We start from the raw sequence: 14,175 nt of genomic DNA on the forward strand, positions 1-14,175 counted from the left end.
GCAAATGCAGGCACTTACGAGTCAGACTGTCCGCGGCGCAGGCCCAGGGCCTTCATCTTCTTGTAGAAGTGCCCGCGCTCCAGGTCGAGGATCCGCGCGGCCTCCGTCACGTTGTCATGCGTGTGGGCGAGCACCCGCTGGATGATCTCCCGCTCCGCGTCCTCCACCTGCTCGCGGAAGGTCTGATCCACGCGCGGCTTCCAACCGCCGGTGTTCGCGGTGGCGGGCTCGGCGGCGGGAGGCGCCGTCACCACCGTGGGCGGTGATGCAGGCACATCTCCGCCCGCGGTGGGCTCGGGCATCGGGGGCAGGGGACGGCCCCGGGGCAACAGCTCCAGCGCGTCCGTGCGCGAGACGACCGGGCCCTCGCACAGGATGGCCAGCCGCTCCACCAGGTTGCGCAGCTCGCGCACGTTGCCCGGATAGTCATACGCGCTCATCACCGCGAGCGCGTCCGGCGACAATGCCAGCGGCCGCCGCCCGTTCTTCGCGCACGCCTCTCGCAGGAAGGTGTCGATGAGGTCCGGCAGGTCCTCGCGGCGCTCGCGCAGCGGCGGGGAGTGGATCTGCACGACGTTGATCCGGTAGTAGAGGTCCTCGCGGAAGCGCCCCGCGGCGATCTCCTTCTCCAGGTTCTTGTTCGTCGCGGCGATGACGCGCACGTCCACCTTGAGCGTCTCCGCGCCGCCCACGCGCTCCAGCTCGCCTTCCTGCAGCACGCGCAAGAGCTTCGACTGCATGGCGGCCGGCATGTCGCCAATCTCGTCCAGGAAGAGCGTGCCCTCGTGCGCCAGTTCGAACTTGCCGCGCCGCACGCTCACCGCGCCCGTGAAGGCGCCCTTCTCGTGGCCGAACAGCTCGCTCTCAATCAGGTCGTGCGGCACGGCGGCGCAGTTGAGCTTCACGAACGGGCCGCCCTTGCGCTTGGAGTTCTGGTGCAGCGCCCGCGCGATGAGCTCCTTGCCGGTGCCGTTCTCACCGGTGATCAACACGCGCCCCTCGCTGGGCGCCGCGCGCTGGATGAGGGAGAAGATGCGCTGCATCGCGGGACCGCCGCCCACCATGTCGAAGCGGCCCAGCTGCGCGCGCAGCTCCTGCAACTCCTCCATCGCCGCCTGGTGTTTCAGCGCGTTCCGCAAGGCCACCAGCAGCCGGTCCCGCGCCAGCGGCTTCTCCAGGAAGTCTCGCGCGCCCAGCTGCGTGGCCTTCACCGCGGTGTCAATCGTGCCGTGGCCCGACATCATGATGACGGGCAGGTCCGGCTTGAGCTCCGTAAGACGCGCCAGCACCGTGAGGCCGTCCATGTCCGGCATCTTCACGTCCATCAACACCGCGTCCACTGGCCGTGCGCTCACCACGTCCAGCGCCACCTGGCCGCTGCTGGCCAGCTCGGTGCGGTAGCCAGCCAGCTGCAACGACTGGCTCAGGGTGAGGAGGATGTTCTTTTCGTCATCAACGATCAGGACCGCAGCGGGCATGGGCAAACCGCTCACACTCTCACGGAAATAATCGGGGCATCAAGGGTCTCGTGCTGCCCGAAGGGCTGATGAAAAGACAAATCTTTTGACTCTTCCCGGTGGGTCCGACTACACGCGACGGCCTGGGTCCATCCCCTGTGGGCCCTCTCTTTTCCCGTGGTTGCTGTCGGAGGAATGATGCGTCGGATTTCGCTTTGGGCCGGGTTGGCCCTCGCCGTGGCCGTGATGACCGGGTGCCCGCCCACCTACCCCAAGTGCAACAACGACGAGCAGTGCCAGGAGAAGGGCGAGGTCTGCGTCCAGGGCCAGTGCCAGGAGTGCGCGACGGACGCGAACTGCCGCGAAGGCTTCACCTGCCAGGCGAACAAGTGCGCCCCGAAGCCCCCTGAGTGCACGACGGACACGGCCTGTGGCGCCGGCCGCATCTGCGAGGCCGGCAAGTGCGCCGAGGCCCAGTGCAAGGACGACTCCGCGTGCCACGGTGGCAAGTGCCAGGCCGGCCGCTGCCAGGCTCCCCAGAACACCTGCTCCACCAACACCGACTGCGGTGAGGGCCAGGAGTGCCAGGCCGGCCGCTGCGTGACGTCTGACGCCTCCTCGCGCTGCGACTACTCGCCGGTGCGCTTCGGCTTCAACGAGTCCACGCTGGACTCCAGCGCCCAGTCGCGCCTGAGCGACCTGGCCGCCTGCATCAAGTCCAGCCAGGGCAAGATCACCCTGGGCGGCCACGCGGACGAGCGCGGCACGGAGGAGTACAACCTCCAGCTGTCCAACCGCCGCGCCGCGGCCGTGAAGCGCTACCTGGTCGACCTGGGCGTGCCGTCCAACCGGCTGACCACGGTGGGCTATGGTGAGACCCGCCCGGTCAACAACGCCTCCACCGAGGAAGCCTGGGCGGAGAACCGCCGCGTGGAGTTCCAGCGCTAGTTCTGGGGTAGGCTCTGGCGCGCATGGCCGCCCTAGAGTCGGAAACGACGCGTCAGTCCTACCTCGTCTTCGCGTGTGGAAGCAGTTGGTACGCGGTACCCGCGGAAGCGGCGGCGGAGGTCGTCACCTTCCCCGAGCTGACGCGGGTACCGGGTTCCCCGCCCCACCTTCTGGGGGTGTTCGCGCACCGGGGTGAAGTCATCCCCGTCGTGGACATGAGCCTGCTGGTGGGCGGGGTTTCCGCCGGGTCCCGGCGCGCTGTGCTCGTCCGGCTTTCCCGCGGCACCCTCGCCCTCACGGCCAGCAACGTGGCTGGCGTGTCCGCGCTGATGGGGCCGCTGGAGCCCCTGGGCCCCTCGGGCGTGCATGTCCATCTGCGCGGCCCCGTGAAGAGCGGCTCGCGCGACGTGGCCGTGATTGACCCAGAGGGCCTCTTCGACCACCTGAGCCAGGGCGGCTGAGCCCCATGCCTCCCGCGGGCCGGGTCGAGGGCACGCTCCTGTGCCACGTGGGGCCGCACCGCATCGCCTTCGAGGCGGGCGAGGTGGCCTCCATCGCCGCGCCGGACGCGGGCACCGTGTCCGCCCACCGGGCCTTCCACGGCACCGGCGACGCCCAGCGCGTGCTCGTGACGGCCGCCGGCGGGACGGTGGGCGTGGACGGGCTGGAGATCGACTCGGAGGTGCTGTCCCTGCTGCCGCCGTCGCCGGTGGTGGCGGGGTCCTCTGGTGGCAGCCTGCGCGGCTTCGTCCTCACGCGAGGCGTGCTCTGGCCGCTCCTGCGCCTGGAGGCCTTCCAGCGCTACCTGCGCGGCCTGGACGGGGAGGGCGCATGACGCCGCCGCCGGAGCTGCGCGCCCTCGGGCGCTGGACGACGCGGCCTCGCATTCCCGGAAGCTGTCTGGGCGTGGCGGTCGCGTTCCTGCATGTCCACCTGTCCCACACGATTCCGGAGACGGGGCGCACGCCGCTGTCGGGGCTGATGCTGTGCGCGCTCGCGCTGTTCATCGGCGTGGGGTACGCGCGCGACTCACGCGCCCTGCGCACGCTCTTCGCGCTGGGGGAGGGCCGCCTGCCCGCCACGCCGCAGCACCTGCTGGTGGCGGTCCAGGAGGTGGCGGCCATCCCTGGCCGCAGCTTCTGGTTCGTGATGCAGGGCTGGCTGGGCGGCACGCTGCTGGTGGCGCTGTCCTTTCCCTCCCTGGCGCACGTGCCGTGGACGGAGTCCCTGCGGCTGACCGCGCTGGGGCTGTCCATTGGCCCGCTGAGCGCGATGCTCGTGTACCTGATGGTGGTGCGCCGCGCGCGGGCCACGCTGGACCGGCTGGTGTCGCTGGGGCTGGCGCCGCTGGAGGTGCTGGCCGCGCTGCCGCCCCTGCGCATGCACATCCGCCGCCGGCTGGTGATGTTCACCGCCATCGCGGTGCTGAGCCCCTCCCTCTTCATCCTGGACGTGGCCTTCACGCGCACGGTGGCGGTGGTGGACGCCTGGGCCCAGGCCACCACGCCCTCGGAGCGGGCGGCGGTGATGGCGCGGGCGCGCGAAGGAGGCGGGCCGCCCCTGGGCCTCATCGCCGGGGTCGTCACGCTGCTCATCCTGGGCACCGCGGCGCTCGGGGGCACGGCGCTGTCGGAGCCCCTGCGCGCCATCACCGAGGACGCGACGCGCATCGCTCGCGGCGAGGTGCGGCCCCCGCGCGTCATCCACGCGGAGGACGAGGTGTGGGCCACCTCCGCGGCCTTCACCCAGATGCAGGTGCAGCTGGTGCAGGCCCTGTCGCAGCTGCGGCGCGCGGGCCTGCAGATCGCGTCCACCACCGAGCAGCTGGTGGCCACCAGCACGGAGCAGGAGGCGGGCGCGGACGAGCAGGCCGGGGCGCTCAACGCCACCAGCGCCACCACGGAGGAGCTGGCCCGGTCCGCGCAGCAGATCGCCGACAACGCGGAGTCCGTGTCCGCCATCGCGGAGACGACCTTCGGCGCGGCGCAGTCCGGCCAGCGCGGCGCCACCGCCTTCCTGGGCGCCATGCAGCGCATGAAGGAGGACAACGAGGCCATCGCGGACGCGGTGGTGCGCCTCAACAAGCGCGTGCAGCAGATCGGCAAGGTCGTCGAGTTCATCAACGAGATCGCCGACAAGTCCGACCTGCTGGCGCTCAACGCGGAGCTGGAGGGCACCAAGGCGGGCGAGGTGGGGCGGGGCTTCTCGCTGGTGGCGGCGGAGATGCGGAGGCTGGCGGAGAACGTCATCCGCTCCACGAAGGAGATTGAAGGCCTCATCGGGGAGATCCGCGACGCGACGAACGGCGCGGTGATGGCCACGGAAGCGGGCCTGAAGACGACGGAGCTGGGCACGCTGCTGGCGGCGCAGGTGGACGACAGCCTGGGGCTCATCCTGGAGCTGGCGCGGCAGACGTCGCACGCGGTGCGCAGCATCTCGCTGGCCACGCTCCAGCAGCAGACGGGCACGGATCAGCTCGCGGCGGCCATGGGGGACATCCTGCGCGTCACCGAGCAGAACGCCGCGGCCACCAAGCAGATGGTGGCGGCCAACGCGGACCTGTCCGCCCTGGCGGCGGACCTGCAGGACGTGGTGCAGCGCTTCCACGTCGAGCCTGCGCCCGGAAGTGAGCCCCCTCCGGCGCCCGGCTCGCCCGCCGCGACGGGAGGTGCGTGACATGGCCCCCGCTTCGCGCCAGGCGCCCCGGCGGGCCGCCTTCAGCCGGCAGCTGATGGTCCCCATTCCGCTGGCGAACCTGGTGGGCTCCACGCTGGGGCTGCACTTCGCGTCGCTCGTGGTGGGTGAACCGTTGATCCGGCGGCTGGGCGCGCTCGTCGTCCTGGTGGTGGGCCTGAGCGCGCTGCACATGCTCCTGGGCGTGGGCGTGTCCCTGCGCCGCTTCCCCCGCCTGCGGGCCCTGGAGCGTGGAGCGCTGCCACCCACGCCCGAGCACCTGGCGAAGGCGGTGGGCGAGGTGGTGCGCGCGCCGGGTGAGGCGTTCTTCCGCTCGCTGGGCCTGTGGGGATTGACCACGGGCGTGGTGGCGCTGGCGCTCTGGTCGGTGATGGAGCTGCCGGGGGACGTCACCCTGCGGGCCGCCGGGCTGGGCGCGCTGTTCGGCCCGCTCACGTCGCTGCTCGTGTACGGGCTCGTCACGTTGAGGGCCCGGCGCGGCGTGCTGTGGTTGGCGGGGCAGGGGCTGACGCACGCGCAGGTCATCGCCGCGCTGCCCCGGCGCGCACGCATCCGCGCGCGGCTGGTGGCCTTCACCGCCATCTGCGTGGTCACCCCCGCGGTGATGTGCGCGCAGGTCGTCACGGCGCTGTCGGACCGGCTCTTCCATCAGCTGCTGGAGGCGGGCAGTCCGGACGCGCAGGGCGTGCTGGTGGACGCGCTGCGGCTGGATGCGTTGACGTCCAGCGCGCTCCTGTTCGCGGGGGTGTTCAGCCTGGCGCTGGCCACGGCGTACCTGGGCGGAACGCTGCTGGGGCGCCCCATGCGGGAGCTGTCCGGCGAGGCGCGCCGCATCGCCGCGGGCGACCTGGCCAGCCACCGGCTCGTGCCCGCGGAGGACGAGGTGTGGGCGGTGTCCGCGGCCTTCACCACGATGCGCACGCACCTGGCGGACGTGCTCGCGGAGTTGCAGCGCGCGGGCTCGCAGATCTCCGCCACCACGGAGGAGATCCTCAGCACCTCCGGACGCTACGAGGCGGGCGCCGCCGAGCAGGCCAGCAGTCTGGACGAGACGAGCGCCACCACGGAGGAGCTGGCCCGGTCCGCGAAGCAGATCGCCGAGAACGCGAGCTCGGTGGCGGAGATCGCCCAGCGCACGCTGGCGGCGGCCCAGGGCGGACAGCGCAGCGCGGAGTCCTTCCTGGGGGCCATGGCGCGCATGCGGCAGGACAACCAGGCCATTGGCGCGGCGGTGGGGCGGCTCGACAAGCGGGTGCAGCAGATCGGCAAGATCGTCGAGTTCATCAACGGCGTCGCGGACAAGTCCGACCTGCTGGCGCTCAACGCGGAGCTGGAGGGCACCAAGGCGGGCGAGGTGGGGCGGGGCTTCTCGCTGGTGGCGGCGGAGATGCGCCGGCTGGCGGAGAACGTGCTGGAGTCCACCAAGGAGATTGAGGGGCTCATCGAGGAGGTGCGCGAGGCCTCCGCCGCGGCGGTGAGGGTGACGGGTGGCGGGGTGCGCGCGGTGGAGACGGGGACGGGGCTCGCGGAGCAGGTGTCCCAGTCCCTCAGCCAGATCGTCCGCCTGGCGGGGCAGACGTCGGACTCGGTGCGCATCATCTCCCGGTCCACGCAGCAGCAGCAGGCGGGCACGGATCAGCTCGCGGAGACGATGGCGGACATCCTGCGCATCACCCAGCAGAACCTCAACGCGACGAAGCAGGTGGGCGCGGCGAACGGGGACCTGCTGGGCCTGGCGCAGGACCTGCGCGGGGTGGTGGAGCGCTTCCAGATCCACCAGGCGACCCTGCGAAGGGGGGGCGGCGGGTGAACCCCAGCGAACGGCTCCTCAAGCAGTTCCGCGACCTGGTCACGGTCCGTCTGGAGCGCATCAACCGCTCCCTGATGGAGCTGGAGTCCGGGGGCAACCTGGAGGCGGGGCAGCGGGTGCTGCGCGAGCTGCACGGGCTCAAGGGCGAGGCCCGGATGATGGGCTTCAACGACATCAACACGCTCGCCCACGAGATGGAGGAGCTGGTCCGCTCCGCGGAGCCGCAGCGCTACCGCCTGTCGTCGGAGTCCACCGACGCGCTGCTCGCCACGGCGGACACGGTGCTCACGCTGTCGGGCGCGCTGCAGGCCGGCGAGCCGATGCTGGCGGTGGAGACGCTGGTGGCGACGCTCCAGCAGCGCGTCATCGCGGAGTCCACCCGTCCGGCGGGTGCCCCCCGTCTGGAGGAGGGCCACCGGCCCGCGAAGGGGGACGGGACCTCGCCCCTCATCGTGGCGGACCGCCGGGAGCCTTCCGCCGCCGTGGTGGTCCCCGCGCACTGGGGAACGGCACCGGCGCGCACGGATGCCCAGGCGGGAGGTGCATCCCCGGCAGCCGCCGCGTCGCAGTTCATCGCGGCGGCCCTTCGCTCGGAGTCGGCCGCGAACCCCGCGGCGTTCCCGGGCCCCCTGCCGGGCGCGCGGATGGTCGACAGCGCGCGCTCGCGTCCCGGCTCCGCGCAGAAGCCCGGGGCCGGCACGGTGCGCACCGGCGACGTTCGCATGGACACGGCCGTGCGCATCGGCGTGGCCAGCCTGGACATGCTCACCAGCGCGGTCACCAACCTGGGCCAGGTGGCCCGCCGCCGCGAGCTGGCCAACGCGCGCCGCCTGGAGCTCGTGCGCGAATTGAGCGAGCTGGCCCGCGCGGCGGAGGACTTGGGCCCCGCCGGCATCGCGCTCGCGGAGCGCCTGGGCCGCGCCAAGGAGCTGGCCGCCACCCTGCACCGCGAGGCCAAGCTGCTGGCCAACGCGGAGCTGCGCGACCTGGATCAGGTGTCGGAGGAGATCCAGGGCCTGCGCATGCTGCCCCTCTCCGTCCTCTTCGAGCCCTATCCCCGCATGGTCCGCGACCTGGCGCGGGAATTGGGCAAGGAGGTGGAGCTCGTCGTGGACGGCGAGGACACCCGCGCGGACCGCTCCGTCGTGGAGGCCCTGCGCGAGCCGCTCATGCACCTGGTCCGCAACGCCCTGGACCACGGCCTGGAGTCGCGCGTGGACCGCGTCGCGTCCGGCAAGCACCCCCGGGGCTGTCTCACCCTGCGCGCCGCCCGCGAGGGCAGCCGCATCATCCTGCGCGTGGAGGACGACGGCGCGGGCATGGACCCGTCGCTCCTGCGGCGCGTGGCCGTGCGCCGGGGCATCCTGGATGAGCCCGCCGCCCACGCCCTGTCCGACGCCGCCGCGCGCGACCTCGTCTTCCTGCCCGGCTTCACCTCGCGCGACGTGGTCACCGACCTGTCAGGTCGCGGCGTGGGGCTGGATGCGGTGCGTACGTCCCTCCAGGCCCTGGGCGGCGACGTGGGCGTGGAGTCCGCGCCCGGCTGGGGCACCATCTTCACCCTGCGCGTCCCGGTGTCCCTCACCGTGGCGCCCCTGCTCTTCGTCCAGGTCCTCGACGAGACGCTCGCCCTGAGCGCCGTCCACGTCTCCCGCGCCCTGAAGGTGGACGCCTCCGACATCGGCGAGGTCGCCGGCCGTCCCACCCTCCGCGTGGAGGGGCGCGTGCTGCCCTTCGCCTCGCTGGCGTCGCTCCTCGGCATCAACGCCGAGCGCCCCGCCCGTGAAGGGGAGCTGGTGCTGGTGGTGAAGGGCCAGGGCATGGAGGCCGCACTGGCGGTGGATCGGGTGCTGAAGGAGCGCGTCCAGGCGATCCTCCCGCTGAAGGGCATCCTCGCGCGCTACACACACCTCACCGGGGCCACGTCGCTCGCGGACGGACGGCTGGCCATGGTGCTGTCCGCTGCCGCGCTGGCGGCGGGCGTGCACGGCACCGCGCCCCTGCGGCTCGCCCGCCCCCCCGCGCGCGCGCCCGCGCCGCGCCGCCGCCGCATCCTCGTGGTGGATGACTCGCCCCTCACCCGAGAGCTGGTGGCCAACCTGCTGGAGGCCGTGGGGTACGACACCCTGCGGGCGGCGGACGGGCCCGCCGCGCTGGAGCAGCTGGCGCGGGAGGGCCCCCCGGTGGAGCTGGTCGTCACCGACCTGGAGATGCCGGAGATGGACGGCGTGGAGCTCACCCGGCACCTGAAGGCGGATCCGGCCCGAAGCCGCCTGCCCGTCGTCATCCTCACCACCCGGGGAGGGGAGGCGGACCGGGCGCGTGGGCTGGCGGCCGGAGCGGACGGCTACATCACCAAGGGCGACCTCGTCCGGCAGGACCTCGTGGACGTCGTGGGGCGGCTCCTGGGCTGAAGCCCCCGGAGGCTCGCGGAAGCCCCGGGCGCCATTCGCATTGCTATACTCCCGCGGCGCGACCGGGGTATTGAACGGACATGGGTAAGAAAGTGACGGTGCTGGTGGTCGATGACTCGGTCATCTGCCGCCAGCTCATCAGCGCGGCGTTGAGCGACGACCCGGACATCCAGGTCATCGGCACCGCCGCGAACGGCCAGGAGGCCGTCGCCCTCACGAAGGAGTTGCGCCCCCACGTCATCACCATGGACGTGGACATGCCCGTCATGGACGGGCTCACGGCCGTGGAGCACATCATGGCCGAGTGCCCCACGCCCATCCTGGTGCTGACGGGCGACCCGCGCTCGCAGGCCCCCGCGCTGACCTACCGCGCGCTGGAGCTGGGCGCGCTGGCGTTGCAGATCAAGCCCGCCATCGACGCGGGGCCGGACGCGTGGAACCTCACCAAGGAGGTGAAGCTCATCTCCTCCGTGCGCGTCATCCGCCACGTGCGGGGCCAGAAGCGCGGCGCGCCGGGGATGCCGCACACGCCCGTCCCGGCGCTGCCCGCGGCCTCCATGGGCATCGTCGCGGTGGCGGCCAGCACGGGCGGCCCGCAGGTGCTCTACCGGATGCTGTCGGAGCTGCCGGCGGACTTCCCGGCGCCCATCGTCATCGTCCAGCACATCAACGCCGCCTTCTCGGAGTCGCTGGCCAGCTGGCTCGCCAACGCGAGCAAGCTGAAGGTGCGCCTGGCGGTGGACGGGGACACGCTCCAGCCGGGGCTGGTGCTGGTGGCGCCGCCGGAGCAGCACATGATGGTGCCCGTGCGGGGCCGCGTGGCGCTCAAGGCCGGCGTGGAGCGCGACGGGCACATGCCCAGCGGCACCGTGCTGTTGGAGAGCGTGGCCAAGGCCTACGGCCGGCGCGCGGTGGGCGTGGTGCTCACCGGGATGGGCGCGGACGGGGCGGACGGGCTCCTGGCCATCAAGCAGGGCGGTGGGCTGGCGCTGGCGCAGAACGAGGAGTCCTGCGTGGTGTTCGGCATGCCGGGCGCGGCGGTGGAGCGCAGGGCGGTGGACCACCTCATCCACGGCGATGACGTCGCGGCCACCCTGGCGCGGCTGGCGCGCGGAGAGTCCCTGGCCGCCAGCCGCTGATCGCGCGCGATGACGTCCTCCCCCGAGCGCTGGACCCCCGTCCACGCCTGGCTCCAGGCGCACACGGGCATGGCGCTGAGCGCCGCCCAGCGGCGGCGGCTGGACGCGCGGCTGGAGGCGCTGGGGAACGGACGGAGCGCGGCGCAGCTGCTGGCGCACCTGGGCACCCCGGCGGGCGCCGCGGACCTGGCGCGGATGGTGGACGCGGTGGCGGTGCACACGTCGGAGGTGTTCCGGGACGAGGTGCAGCTGTCCGCCTTCCGGGAGCACGTGCTGTCGCCCCGGGTGCAGCGCTCGAAGCAGCCCCTGCGCGTGTGGAGCGCGGGCTGCGCGTCGGGCGAGGAGGTCGCCACGCTGCTCCTCCTGATGGCGCAGGAGGGAGCGGATCCCGCCAGCCGCGTGCTGGGCACGGACATCTCCGACCCGGTGCTCACCCGGGCTCGGGAGCTGAGCTTCACGGCGGAGGCGCTCCTGCGCGTGCCGGAGGCGCTTCGCACGCGCTTCTTCGAGCCGAAGGGCCGGCGTCACGCGCTGGTGGAGTCGCTGCGCGCGCAGGCCGACTTCCGGCGCCACAACCTGATGGAGTCCCCGTACCCGGAGGCCGCCGGGGGCAACGGGTTCGACATCATCTTCTGCCGCAACGTCCTCATCTACTTCACGCCGGACGCCTTCCAGCGCACGGTGCGGAGCCTGAGCGAGCGGCTCGCGCCCGGCGGGGTGCTGGTGCTGTCCGCCGCGGAGCCCCTGCTCCAGGTGCCCCCGGAGCTGCGGCTCCTGGCCAGCGAGCACGCCTTCTTCTACGTCCGCGAGGACGCCGCGCCCGCGAGCGCGCCCCGGCCGAAGCGCAACTCCGGCCGGTTCCCGACCATCACCCGGCCCGGGCCCGCCGCGCCGAAGCCGGGCGCACCGGCGCCGGTGCCGGACCCGCCCGCGCCTGCGGACGAGGCCGCGATGGCGCAGGCGGACTGGCTCTTCTCGTGCGTGCTCGACGGGGCCTCCAAGGGCGTCCCGGACGAGCGGTCCGAGCGCGACCTGCGCCGGTGTCTGGAGCTGGATCCGGACCACGTCGCCGCCCGCTACCTGCTGGGGCTCCTGCTGGAGCAGTGCGGCCAGCCCGGCGCGGCGCTGGAGGCGTACCGCAGGGCCCTGCGGGCGGTGGAGTCCGGGCGGGCGCGGCCGGTGCCCTTCTTCCTCAACCTGCCCCGGCTCCGGGTGGCCTGCGCCCGGGCCGTGGAGCGGCTGGAGGCGGAAGGGGGGCCTTGAGCAGGGCAGGGGTGGCCTGCTCGCCCGGTCCACCTGCCGCCCTGGAGGTGGTCGCGGGCGATGGAAACAGAAGCGGCGCGCGGGGCGCTTTGGACCTAGGATGCTCGGCCCATGCGCAGGCTCGTCCTCTTCGCCCTGTTGACCGCCGCCGTTCCCGGCTGTTTCTACCCCGCCGACCGTGGTCGTGCCCTGGAAGCCAAGGTGGACCGGCTGGGCGCGGACAACGCGAAGATGGCCGCGGAGCTGAAGGAGGCGCGCGACCAGCTCGCCGTCACCCAGCCGAAGCTCGATGAGAAGATCGCCCAGGTGACCCAGGCCCTGCAGAGCCTGGACACCGCGGCGCGCCGCAAGGACGCGGACATCGGCGTGCAGTTCCAGAAGACGGTGGAGGACCTGGCGCAGCTGCGCGGCCAGGTGGAGACCTACCTCTACAAGATTGGTGAGCTGGAGGCCGCGCTCGGCAAGAGCACGGAGGAGACCAACCAGCGGCTGCTGGCGCTCCAGGGCACGGAGGCGGTGAAGGAGGCCGAGGCCAGGAAGAAGGCCGAGGAGCTCCAGCGCCCCACGACCGCGAAGGACTTCTTCGCGCTCGCGCAGGACAAGGCGAAGGCCGGCGACGCGCTGGTCGCGCGCCAGCTCTACAGCGAGTTCGTGAAGAAGTGGCCCAAGGACGCGCTCGTGGGCGAGGCCCACTTCGGCCTCGGCGAGACGTACTTCACCGAGTCCAAGTGCCGCGAGGCCCTCTTCGAGTACGGCAAGGTGGTGCAGGACTACACGAAGACGCCCTCCGCGCCGGACGCGTACCTGCGCTCCTCCGACTGCTTCCAGAAGTTGAAGATGAAGGAGGAGTCGAAGCTGGCGCTGGAGGAGCTGGTGAAGAGCTACCCCAAGTCGGACGCGGCCAGGACGGCGAAGACGAAGCTGGCGGAGCTGGAGAAGAAGCCCGCGCCGGCCCCCGCTCCCGCGCCGAAGAAGGCGAAGAAGTGATGCGCCTCCGCGCCCCGAAGCTCGCCGCCCTGGCGCTGCTGTTGCTCCTGCCGCTCGTGGCGGGGGCCGCGCCGAAGAAGCTCGTGCTGCTCTTCACCGGAGACAACGGGGGCGAAGTCGCTCCCTGTGGTTGACGCCACAACCCGTCTGGCGGTCTGGCCAGACGAAAGACGGTCCTGACGCAGGAGCGCGCCAGGGGCGTGCCGGTGCTCGCGCTGGACGCTGGCAACGCGCTCTTCAAGACCCTGGCGGATGGCCAGGATGCGTCGGCGAAGCCTCGCGCGGAGCTCCTCCTGGAGCAGCTGGACGCGCAGGGCTACACGGCCATGGCCGTGGGCCAGCGCGACCTCGTGCTCGGCGTGGACTTCCTGAAGAAGAAGACGAAGGGCGCGAAGCTGAAGCTCGTGTCCGCGAACCTCGTGGACGCGAAGGGGCAGGCGCTCTTCCCCGCGTCGGTGGTGACGACGGTGGGCGGGCTGAAAGTAGGCATCGTCGGCGTGTCCCCGGCGTCGGCGGACCCCCAGGCTCCGGCGGGCGGCGCGGCCTTCCTGCCCGCGGGCGTGCGGGGCCTGCCGGTGGCGCCGGCGGTGGGCGCGGAGGTCAAGCGCCTGCGCCAGAAGGAGCAGGTGCAGCTGGTGGTGCTGCTCGCGGCGGTGCCCTACGTGGAGGCCGTGAAGCTGGCCCAGGGCGCCGAGGGCGTGGACTTCGTGGTGCAGTCGCACGACAGCCGGGGCGTGGGCATGGCGCAGCGCCAGGGCGTGTCCACGCTGGTGCCGCCCGGGGAGCGGGGCCGCCAGGTGGCGAAGCTGGAGCTGTCCGTGGAGGGCGATGGCCCCTTCACCGACCTGTCCGAGGCGAACCGCGCGCGGGAGAGCCAGCGCATGGTGGAGGCGAACATCGAGCGCGTGAAGGAGCGCCTGAAGGCGGAGCAGGGCGAGGACGCGCGCCGCTCGCTCCAGGAGACGCTGGCCTCCTTCGAGTCCCGGCGCGACGCGCTGGCCCGCACGGCGGCGGCCCAGGGCCCGGCGACGGGGCGCACGTACCTGCTGACGTACCTGCAGCTGGGGGCGGACGTGGCGTCGGATGCCGCCGTCCAGAAGCAGGTGGAGCGCGTCGAGCCGCCCGGCTCCGCGGGTCACTGAGCTTCCTGGCCCGGAGCCAACCCCATCCATCCTGGGATGGGGGATGAAACACCGGTTTCATCCGCCTGTCGCGGCATGTGTCACGCCCGTTCCAGCCCCTCTGGGGGGCTGGCAGGCCCTGCTTCGTGGAACGCATGGCAGGTCGGTGTTCGACCGAATAATGTGATTCGCGAGTTTTCATGGCCTCCCCCCACGCTGCTCGCACGACGAGCGGCAGGCCGCGCGTGATCGACATCGACCGGCATCGACCCGAGGCACCTGCGTCCAGCGTTCCGGGCGCCCCTCTGGGCCGTGTCGCGTCCAAGGTGCGGAGTCAATTCA

12 protein-coding genes are annotated in these 14,175 nt (G+C 72.5%); 11 read left to right on the top strand and 1 reads right to left on the bottom strand.

Annotated elements, in window-relative coordinates:
* Nucleotides 1–14: 14 nt before the first annotated feature.
* Nucleotides 15–1,478 (bottom strand): sigma-54 dependent transcriptional regulator, encoded by a 1,464-nt coding sequence (locus tag KYK13_RS12790; protein ID WP_223644464.1) that lies wholly within the window; start codon nt 1,476–1,478, stop codon nt 15–17.
* Between the two features lie 177 nt (nt 1,479–1,655).
* Between KYK13_RS12790 and KYK13_RS12795 the strand changes: the two genes are divergently transcribed.
* The 11 genes from KYK13_RS12795 (at nt 1,656) to KYK13_RS12840 (ending at nt 13,854) form a co-directional block, all read left to right on the top strand.
* A complete protein-coding gene (locus KYK13_RS12795; protein ID WP_370645414.1) occupies nt 1,656–2,405 on the top strand; it encodes an OmpA family protein in 750 nt (249 codons plus the stop codon).
* A gap of 23 nt (nt 2,406–2,428) precedes the next feature.
* Nucleotides 2,429–2,866 (top strand): chemotaxis protein CheW, encoded by a 438-nt coding sequence (locus KYK13_RS12800; RefSeq protein WP_223644468.1) that lies wholly within the window; start codon nt 2,429–2,431, stop codon nt 2,864–2,866.
* Nucleotides 2,867–2,871: 5 nt separating this feature from the next.
* Nucleotides 2,872–3,240: a protein CrdC gene (locus KYK13_RS12805; RefSeq protein WP_223644470.1), complete on the top strand. Its 369-nt coding sequence runs from the start codon at nt 2,872–2,874 to the stop codon at nt 3,238–3,240.
* A complete protein-coding gene (locus KYK13_RS12810; protein WP_223644472.1) occupies nt 3,237–5,081 on the top strand; it encodes a methyl-accepting chemotaxis protein in 1,845 nt (614 codons plus the stop codon). The genes KYK13_RS12805 and KYK13_RS12810 overlap by 4 nt, the downstream gene beginning before the upstream one ends.
* 1 nt (nt 5,082) lies before the next feature.
* On the top strand, nt 5,083–6,909 hold the full coding sequence (locus KYK13_RS12815; RefSeq protein WP_223644474.1) for a methyl-accepting chemotaxis protein: 1,827 nt from the start codon (nt 5,083–5,085) through the stop codon (nt 6,907–6,909).
* On the top strand, nt 6,906–9,323 hold the full coding sequence (locus KYK13_RS12820; RefSeq protein ID WP_223644476.1) for a response regulator: 2,418 nt from the start codon (nt 6,906–6,908) through the stop codon (nt 9,321–9,323). Before KYK13_RS12815 ends, KYK13_RS12820 begins: the two co-directional genes overlap by 4 nt.
* A gap of 80 nt (nt 9,324–9,403) precedes the next feature.
* On the top strand, nt 9,404–10,462 hold the full coding sequence (gene cheB / locus KYK13_RS12825) for a chemotaxis-specific protein-glutamate methyltransferase CheB (RefSeq protein ID WP_223644479.1): 1,059 nt from the start codon (nt 9,404–9,406) through the stop codon (nt 10,460–10,462).
* A 9-nt stretch (nt 10,463–10,471) separates the two neighbouring features.
* Nucleotides 10,472–11,725 (top strand): protein-glutamate O-methyltransferase CheR, encoded by a 1,254-nt coding sequence (locus KYK13_RS12830; RefSeq protein ID WP_223644480.1) that lies wholly within the window; start codon nt 10,472–10,474, stop codon nt 11,723–11,725.
* 111 nt (nt 11,726–11,836) lie between these two features.
* On the top strand, nt 11,837–12,712 hold the full coding sequence (locus tag KYK13_RS12835) for a tetratricopeptide repeat protein (protein WP_223644481.1): 876 nt from the start codon (nt 11,837–11,839) through the stop codon (nt 12,710–12,712).
* Nucleotides 12,712–12,846 (top strand): hypothetical protein, encoded by a 135-nt coding sequence (locus KYK13_RS38855; RefSeq protein WP_255417389.1) that lies wholly within the window; start codon nt 12,712–12,714, stop codon nt 12,844–12,846. Before KYK13_RS12835 ends, KYK13_RS38855 begins: the two co-directional genes overlap by 1 nt.
* Before the next feature lie 66 nt (nt 12,847–12,912).
* Nucleotides 12,913–13,854 (top strand): 5'-nucleotidase, encoded by a 942-nt coding sequence (locus KYK13_RS12840; protein WP_223644482.1) that lies wholly within the window; start codon nt 12,913–12,915, stop codon nt 13,852–13,854.
* The last annotated feature ends 321 nt before the right edge of the window (nt 13,855–14,175 follow it).

This window comes from Corallococcus sp. EGB (assembly GCF_019968905.1).
Taxonomy (GTDB): domain Bacteria; phylum Myxococcota; class Myxococcia; order Myxococcales; family Myxococcaceae; genus Corallococcus.

Coding starts and splice junctions, on each gene's coding strand:
- KYK13_RS12815 (WP_223644474.1), top strand. CDS start 5,083: ATGGCCCCCGCTTCGCGCCAGGCGCCCCGGCGGGCCGCCTTCAGCCGG.
- KYK13_RS12830 (WP_223644480.1), top strand. CDS start 10,472: ATGACGTCCTCCCCCGAGCGCTGGACCCCCGTCCACGCCTGGCTCCAG.
- KYK13_RS12795 (WP_370645414.1), top strand. CDS start 1,656: ATGCGTCGGATTTCGCTTTGGGCCGGGTTGGCCCTCGCCGTGGCCGTG.
- KYK13_RS12805 (WP_223644470.1), top strand. CDS start 2,872: ATGCCTCCCGCGGGCCGGGTCGAGGGCACGCTCCTGTGCCACGTGGGG.
- KYK13_RS12800 (WP_223644468.1), top strand. CDS start 2,429: ATGGCCGCCCTAGAGTCGGAAACGACGCGTCAGTCCTACCTCGTCTTC.
- KYK13_RS12790 (WP_223644464.1), bottom strand. CDS start 1,478: ATGCCCGCTGCGGTCCTGATCGTTGATGACGAAAAGAACATCCTCCTC.
- KYK13_RS38855 (WP_255417389.1), top strand. CDS start 12,712: ATGCGCCTCCGCGCCCCGAAGCTCGCCGCCCTGGCGCTGCTGTTGCTC.
- KYK13_RS12835 (WP_223644481.1), top strand. CDS start 11,837: ATGCGCAGGCTCGTCCTCTTCGCCCTGTTGACCGCCGCCGTTCCCGGC.
- KYK13_RS12810 (WP_223644472.1), top strand. CDS start 3,237: ATGACGCCGCCGCCGGAGCTGCGCGCCCTCGGGCGCTGGACGACGCGG.
- cheB (WP_223644479.1), top strand. CDS start 9,404: ATGGGTAAGAAAGTGACGGTGCTGGTGGTCGATGACTCGGTCATCTGC.